Here is a 6,459-nt window from a genome sequence, read left to right as displayed (position 1 = left end):
TGTATAAGAGACAGGGCCCAGTGGTCGTCGACGCTGGTGTCCTCCTGGACGACGCTGGCAGAGTAGCCGGATGCGTGCCTTCTACGACGAACTGGCCGATGACTACCACCTGATCTTTCGGGACTGGGACGCCAGCATGGAGTATCAGGCTTCATCGTTGGCCGCGGTGATCGAGGCGGGCATCGGCGTCGGCGGTACCGCCGACGCCGATGCGGCCCGGCGGATCCTGGACTGCTCGTGCGGGATCGGGACGCAGGCCATCGGGCTGGCGCGGGTGGGCGACGCCGAGGTGATCGGCACGGACCTGAGCCCCCGTGCCGCGGCCCGCGCGTCGCGGGAGGCCTCGGCACGGGGCGTCGGGCTGCCGACCGCGGCGGCGGACATGCGGGCGTTGCCGTTCGGCGACGGGGCATTCGACGTCGTGCTGAGTGCCGACAACTCAGTGCCGCATCTGCTGACCCCCGACGCGCTCACCGCCGGGCTGGCCGAGATGCGGCGGGTGCTGCGTCCCGACGGTCTGCTGGTGCTGACGGTGCGCGACTACGACGAGCTCCGCGCCCAGCGCCCCGCGTCGACTCCGCCGCAGGTCTCCGAGCACGAGGCCGGACGCGCCATCGCCTTCCAGCTGTGGCACTGGCATCCCGACGGCGAGCGCTACGACCTGGAACATTTCCAGCTGGTGCCGGCGACGGCGTCCGGCGGCCAGGGCTGGGATGTGCGGGTGCGGCGGGCCACGTACTGGGCTTTGACGCGGAAACAGCTGGCGGAGTTCGCGGCGGCGGTCGGTTTTCGGGACGTCACGTGGCAGGAACCTTCGGAGTCCGGCTATTACCAGCCGGTGCTGACGGCGCGGCGCTGAGCGGGGCCTTCACCCGGCTTCGCCGATCTTCCACTCGGCTCACCCCACCCAGAACGCCTTCCGCACCCGCAGCACCCAATCCTGCGCCGCGGCGGTGTCCGGCTCCGTCGGCAACACGCTCCGCGCCGACGCGAAGCGCTCCTCGGCTTCGGCCATGAACGGGCGCACCGCCTCGGGATCGGCGGCGACGCGTTCGCCGAACGTGCGGTAGCGCTCGGGATCGGCCAGGCGGACGGTGACGTGGCCGGTGGTGTAGAGCTCGTGGCCCTGGTCCACCAGACGCATGAGGTGGCGCGCGTGCTTGGCGATCTTGCGATGGGTGGCGCTCGGGTCCCGGGACAGGAGTTTGCGGAACTGCTGGGTGGCGTAGCCGAGGTAGGCGTCGTGGACGCGGGGCGCGGACAGGAACGCGGTGCGCAGGGCGATCGCCTCGTCGCCGAGAGGCGTGCGGCGCTCGTACAGGTCGTCGGGGAGCCACAACAGTTCCGACGCCGTCGGGTTGCCGCCGAGCGCCAGCCGGGCCAGCTTCGCCGCCTCGTGGAACGTCACGTCGGGCTTGGAGGTGACGTGGCTCTCGCGCGGGGTCTGCAACCCGAGCAGGGACAGCGTGGGGGCGGCGAACATGCCGAGGCGGTCCACGTCCGAGCCGGGGCCGGACAGGCCGTACGCCGTGGAACCGATGATGCCGGAGAGCAGGACCGTGCCCGGCTCGAAGGCGTCGAAGTCCGGCTTGGTGTCGACATCGACATCGACATCGACATCGACATCGGCGATGGCTTCGTCGCTCTGCGTCATGGCAGCCCCCCCCGAAAGTAGAGAATTCAGCTCACGACAATACGTCGGCGCGGCCCGGGAAGGTTCCCGAGCCGCGCCGTTTCCGCACTGATTGAGGACCCTGGTCTCAGGGCACCTACTTGGCCGTCAGCGTCACCGTCAGGATGCTGCGGTACGAGGCCGGGTCGTTCGCGCCGACCGTGTACTGCGCGCTCGGGTCGGTGCCCAGCACCGTGCCCGGCTTCGGCAGCGGCTTGGGGGTGCGGTAGCCGGCGAACACCATGGTCGCGGTCTTGCCGTCGCGGCCGAGCACGACCTGCGGGCCGTAGATGCGGCCGCTGTAGTACTGCGCCGGGCTGGTCTTCGGGAACGCGGTGTCCACCGACAGCAGCGGGTTGGTGAAGCCGTCGACGATCTTCCAGTTCACGCCGTCCTTGCTGGTGGCGTAGCCGATGTAGTGGAAGCCGTCGCTGTCGCCGTCGTAGCAGTTGCCAGCGCCGTAGAACAGGCCGAGCGTGCCGTCGGGGTTCTTCACCACGGTGCCGGACGGGCTGAGGAACCGGGTCGCGGTCGCGCCGGTGCCCTCGTTGTCACCGAGGCCGTTGACCGGTCCGTTGTCGGTGAAGTGGATGCCGTCGCGGGTGGTCGCGGTGCGGACCGTCGAGCGGTCCTCGTTGTTGCCGTAGTAGGGCGCCTTGTTCTTGCCCTCGCCGATCTGGTTCAGCGTGGCGAACGGCACGGCGCAGGCGTTGGCCTGGTCGGCGCTCTTGAAGTAGTCCAGCTGCTTCTCGACGTAGAGGACCGTCGCCGAGTGCCCGTCCTTGCCCGGCAGCACACCCAGGATGCCGTCCGGGGAGATCAGGCCGGTGGTGGCCTGGGTGTCCGCCGGGACCACCGGGTAGGTGACGGCCGCCGCGCCGCCGGCCGCGGTGCCCTTGCCGCCGGTGCAGCCGGTGAAGGCGGTGTCGGTGGAGTCCGTGCAGTGCACGTCCTGCAGCCCGGCCGAGGTCTGGATCCGGACGGTGCCCGGGATCTCGAACGCCGAGGTGTCGGCGGCCGGGATCGTGGCCGCCGGCAGGGTCACCGCGGCGGTCAGCGTGGTCTTCGCACCGGTGCCGACGGCCTGCGCGGCGGGCAGCTTGGCCAGCGGGTTCTTGGCATCGGCGTCGATCTTGTGCACCAGCAGCTGCGAGCCGGGGGTGTCGGCGGTCGGCCGGGTCAGCGTGTACAGGAAGTCCTTGCCGTCCACGTGCAGCACGGTCGGGTGGCCCTGGCCGTCGTCGTTCAGCGCCGGCGAGGGGCACTGGCCCTTCTGTGACTCCAGCGCCTGGCCCTGGTAGGTCCAGGTCTTGCCGCCGTCGTCGGACTCGGCCGCCAGGACCGCCTCGTCGGTGTCCTTGGGGCGGTAGTCGAAGAAGCCGCGCAGGTGCTGGCCGCTGCCGGTGACGTTCGGGAAATAGGCCGGCTGGAACAGCTCGGTGCCCGGATTGCGCGTGACCTTCCCGGCGGCGTCGCAGTAGCCGGCGTCCGGGGACCCGTACGTGGCCGGGGTCTGGCCCAGCGTCCACGGTCCGCCCTTGAGCGAGGCCGGCGTGACCTGGCCGGACAGCGTCCAGGTGGTCGGCTGCCCGCCGTGGTGCCGGCCGGCCGCCATGGCCGTGGCCGGGACCAGGAGCGCGGAGCCCCCGGCCAGGGCGAGCGCCGAGACCGCGAGGCGTCTCTTGGACGCTAGGTAGATTCTCATGGAGCGGAGTTCTATAGGGCCGGGTCGGAGCAGGGGTGAACAGCGGTTATATCTGATGCGTATTCACGTGAACTCTTCGCCATGAGCGCTGCCCGTGATCTCTTCTCCCATGAACTCTTTACCCGCAAGTGATCATGTTGCTAGGAAGGGATCATGCAGATTCGACTTGGCGGCCGGGCGGACGTCCCAGTGATCCTGGCCTTCGGCGACGAGGCCGTGGCGTGGATGAACGCGCGCGGGAACACGCAGCAGTGGGGGACCGAGCCATGGAGCGAGGGGAACGGCGACCGCGAGGCCGACTTCCTGAAGCGCGCGGACTCCGGCGGGATGCGGATCCTGGAGGACGAGGACGGGACGCCGCTCGGGGCGATGGTGATCACCGAGGAGCGCCAGCCTTATGTGCCGGACGCCGAGGAGCGGGAGTTGTATGTCAACTTCCTGATCACCTCGCGCAAGCATGTCGGGCGCGGGCTCGGGCGGGTGCTGATCGAGCGGGCCGAGCAGGAGGCGGCCGAGCGGGGGATCGATCTGATGCGGGTGGACTGCTGGGCCGGCGGGGGCGGGAGCCTGGTGCGGGCCTATGAGGGGTATGGGTTTACGCGGGTGCAGGAGTTCACGGTGCAGACGCGCCGTGGGGAGTGGCCGGGGATGCTGTTGGCTTTGCGGTTGTCGGAGTCGGATCCGAAAGACTGAGCCAAAAGACTGAGCGGTCTGCGGCGGCCGTGGGTGCGGGTCAGGTGATCCGGGCGGCGATCAGGCGGGCGCAGTCGGCGGCCGACGTGTCGGTGCTGTCGATCTCGAGGTCGTAGCGCACGCCTTGGTGGACGATTTCCGCTTGCCGCGCGGCCATTCCCGGCGTGCGGTCGCCGCGCCGGCTTTCGCGGCTTGCGGCGACCGCGCTGTCGCAGTGCACGCCGACGCGCAGGACGTCGAGCCCGGCCAGGGCCTGTTCCCAGCGTTGCTGCGAGGCCGCTCCGCCGAGGAAGACGTCATCGACGATGATCCGCGCGCCGGCCCGGGCCGTGGCCACGACGCCCGCGGTCCAGGCGGCTTCCAGCTCCCGGAAGTCGGCGCCCACGCTCACTTCGCCGTCCGGGCCGAACTGGATGCCGGTGTTGGAGCTGGTTTCGGTGCCGGCGTCGGAGTCGGAGTCGGAGTCGGGGGCGGGGTCGGCAGTGAGCATCCTCGGCGGCAGGGCGTCAACGAAGCCGTCGACACTGAAAGCCAGCCACGGCTCGGGGCGCAGGTCCTGGAAGCAGCGGACGATGCTGGTCTTGCCGGAGCTGGAGCCGCCGTTGAGGATGATCGCTTGAATGGGCACCGGGTCACAGTAGGCGGTGGTGCCGCGATTCCGAAGCGGATTAGCTCTGCCAGCGGTTTAGTCCGCCGCGGTCCCGTGCCGTCCGGCCCCGGCCGCGAACCGCTGTGCCCCCGCCACCGACTCGACCAGCGACACCTGCCCGTGCCGCAACTCGTTCCGCAGCGCGGCCTCCTCGTCCAGTCCGTCCTGTTCGAGCACTGACATGCGATCCTCGCGCAGGCACAGCTGCGGCAGCGCGGCGATCTCGGCGGCCAGCGCCTCGGCGGCCGCCCGCACCGTCCCATCCGGCACCACCCGATTGGCCAAGCCCCACCCCAACGCCTCCTCGGCAGGCACCCCGCGCCCGGTCAGGATCATGTCCATCGCCCGACTCCGCCCGATCAGCCGCGGCAGCCGCACCGTCCCGCCGTCCACCAACGGCACCCCCCACCGCCGGCAGAACACACCGAACACGGCGCTCTCCTCCACGACCCGCAGATCGCACCACAACGCCAACTCCAGCCCACCAGCCACCGCATGCCCCGCAACCGCCGCGACCACCGGCTTCGACAACCGCAACCGCGAAGGTCCCATCGGCCCGTCCCCGTACTGCGCCATCCCGGCCGGCACCGCCCCGCCGGTCAGAGCCTTCAGATCGAACCCCGCGCAGAACGTCCCCCCATCGCCATACAGCACGGCGACATGCGCATCCGCATCCTCCTCGAACTCCTGGAACGCCGCCAACAACGCAGCAGCGGTCGCCGGATCCACGGCGTTGCGCACCTCGGGCCGATGCAGGACGACGGTGGTGACCGGGCCGTTCTTCTCGACGCGGACGGCGGGGGGCTCAGCGTTCATGGAGGCAGTCTGGCCCGGCGGTCCGCGGTTCGCCATAGCCGTCAGACACGCCGCGCCGGCTGATCGGACTTGCCAGGTACTGGTACGGCCCCACCGAAGTCGGTCATATCCCTTCTGGCGAACCTCTCCAGCCGGGGGCTCCAACAGCTCAGCTCTTGACCCAGGGCCCGAAGCCGCTGGACTTGAATGCCTTGTCCGAGGCGGAGATCGTCACCGTCGCCTTGGCCCCGGCGTCGACGTTGTCGTTGGCGAGCACCGAGTCGGTGCCGCCGAGCGTGTCCTTCTCGCGCTCCCAGTAGCCGCCGAGGCTGGCGGTGGCGGTGGCGGTGTAGGTGCCGGGCTGGATGTCGACGCCGACGATCAGTGTGCCGCCGCCCAGCTTGCCGCCGGTGAGAGAGGGGCCGGCAGCCGGCACCCAGCCGCCGAAGCCGCTGGACTTGAACGCCTTGTCGGTCGGCAGGATCGTGATGACCGCCTGTTCGCCCTGCGCGACGTTGTCATTGGCCAGGACCGAGTCGGTCGTGCCGCTGGTGTCCTTGTCCCGTTCCCAGTACCCGCCAAGGGTGTCGGTCGCGATCGCTTTGTAGGTGCCGGGCTGAATGTCCTTGCCGACGATCAGAGTGCCACCGCCCAGGCCCTTGGCCGCCGCCGGAGCGGAGGCGGTGGTCTTCGGTGTGGTTTTCGGGCTGGTCGTCGGGGTGGTCTTCGGGGCGGAGCCGCCGGCTGCGGAGGCGGTCGTCGACGTGTTGTTCACACCCGGGCCGGCGCTGCCCGTCTTGCTCTGGCATCCAGCGGCCGAGGCCGCGACGACCGCCGCGAGGGCGAGGGCGCCGAACGCGTTCTTCACGTCACGGGACATCTGTGTACTCCTTGAGTGGGGACAACAACTGTGAACGAGAGAAGATAATCACGTCACTGTGAACA

Annotated in this window: 7 protein-coding genes; 2 read left to right on the top strand and 5 right to left on the bottom strand. The window is 70.1% G+C overall.

The annotated features are described in order from the left end of the window. Positions 1-70 precede the first annotated feature (70 nt). On the top strand, positions 71-859 hold the full coding sequence (locus KGQ19_RS29790; RefSeq protein WP_212015044.1) for a class I SAM-dependent methyltransferase: 789 nt from the start codon (positions 71-73) through the stop codon (positions 857-859). 39 nt (positions 860-898) lie between these two features. On the opposite strand, the gene KGQ19_RS29785 is transcribed toward KGQ19_RS29790, so the two are convergent. Further along, the gene (locus KGQ19_RS29785; RefSeq protein WP_212015041.1) at positions 899-1,654 is read right to left on the bottom strand and encodes a nucleotidyltransferase domain-containing protein; all 756 of its coding nucleotides are present in this window, start codon (positions 1,652-1,654) and stop codon (positions 899-901) included. A 115-nt stretch (positions 1,655-1,769) separates the two neighbouring features. Next, complete coding sequence (locus tag KGQ19_RS29780) at positions 1,770-3,377, bottom strand: hypothetical protein (RefSeq protein ID WP_212015039.1); 1,608 nt, start codon at positions 3,375-3,377, stop codon at positions 1,770-1,772. A gap of 153 nt (positions 3,378-3,530) precedes the next feature. On the opposite strand from KGQ19_RS29780, the gene KGQ19_RS29775 reads away from it, so the two are divergent. Continuing rightward, a complete protein-coding gene (locus KGQ19_RS29775) occupies positions 3,531-4,070 on the top strand; it encodes a GNAT family N-acetyltransferase (RefSeq protein ID WP_212015037.1) in 540 nt (179 codons plus the stop codon). A 40-nt stretch (positions 4,071-4,110) separates the two neighbouring features. Here the strand turns inward: KGQ19_RS29775 and cpt are convergent, their stop codons facing one another. The 3 genes from cpt to KGQ19_RS29760 all read right to left on the bottom strand — a co-directional run bounded on the left by cpt (position 4,111) and on the right by KGQ19_RS29760 (position 6,394). After that, entirely contained in the window at positions 4,111-4,698 is a 588-nt protein-coding gene (cpt, locus tag KGQ19_RS29770) for a chloramphenicol phosphotransferase CPT (RefSeq protein WP_307856553.1), read from the bottom strand. A gap of 57 nt (positions 4,699-4,755) precedes the next feature. Beyond that, positions 4,756-5,535, bottom strand: a complete 780-nt coding sequence (locus KGQ19_RS29765) for a crotonase/enoyl-CoA hydratase family protein (RefSeq protein WP_212015035.1) — start codon at positions 5,533-5,535, stop codon at positions 4,756-4,758. Positions 5,536-5,683: 148 nt separating this feature from the next. Further along, on the bottom strand, positions 5,684-6,394 hold the full coding sequence (locus tag KGQ19_RS29760; protein WP_212015034.1) for an Rv1352/Rv1906c domain-containing protein: 711 nt from the start codon (positions 6,392-6,394) through the stop codon (positions 5,684-5,686). Between the last annotated feature and the right edge of the window lie 65 nt (positions 6,395-6,459).

The organism is Catenulispora pinistramenti (genome assembly GCF_018274385.1).
Taxonomy (GTDB): domain Bacteria; phylum Actinomycetota; class Actinomycetes; order Streptomycetales; family Catenulisporaceae; genus Catenulispora; species Catenulispora pinistramenti.
The sequence above is the reverse complement of the archived record's forward strand: the minus strand, read 5'-3'. Positions and strand labels throughout refer to the sequence as shown.

Bases quoted from the DNA above. Each gene is read 5' to 3' on its own strand.
- KGQ19_RS29775 (WP_212015037.1), top strand. From the start codon at position 3,531: ATGCAGATTCGACTTGGCGGCCGGGCGGACGTCCCAGTGATCCTGGCC.
- KGQ19_RS29785 (WP_212015041.1), bottom strand. From the start codon at position 1,654: ATGACGCAGAGCGACGAAGCCATCGCCGATGTCGATGTCGATGTCGAT.
- KGQ19_RS29780 (WP_212015039.1), bottom strand. From the start codon at position 3,377: ATGAGAATCTACCTAGCGTCCAAGAGACGCCTCGCGGTCTCGGCGCTC.
- KGQ19_RS29765 (WP_212015035.1), bottom strand. From the start codon at position 5,535: ATGAACGCTGAGCCCCCCGCCGTCCGCGTCGAGAAGAACGGCCCGGTC.
- KGQ19_RS29790 (WP_212015044.1), top strand. From the start codon at position 71: ATGCGTGCCTTCTACGACGAACTGGCCGATGACTACCACCTGATCTTT.
- KGQ19_RS29760 (WP_212015034.1), bottom strand. From the start codon at position 6,394: ATGTCCCGTGACGTGAAGAACGCGTTCGGCGCCCTCGCCCTCGCGGCG.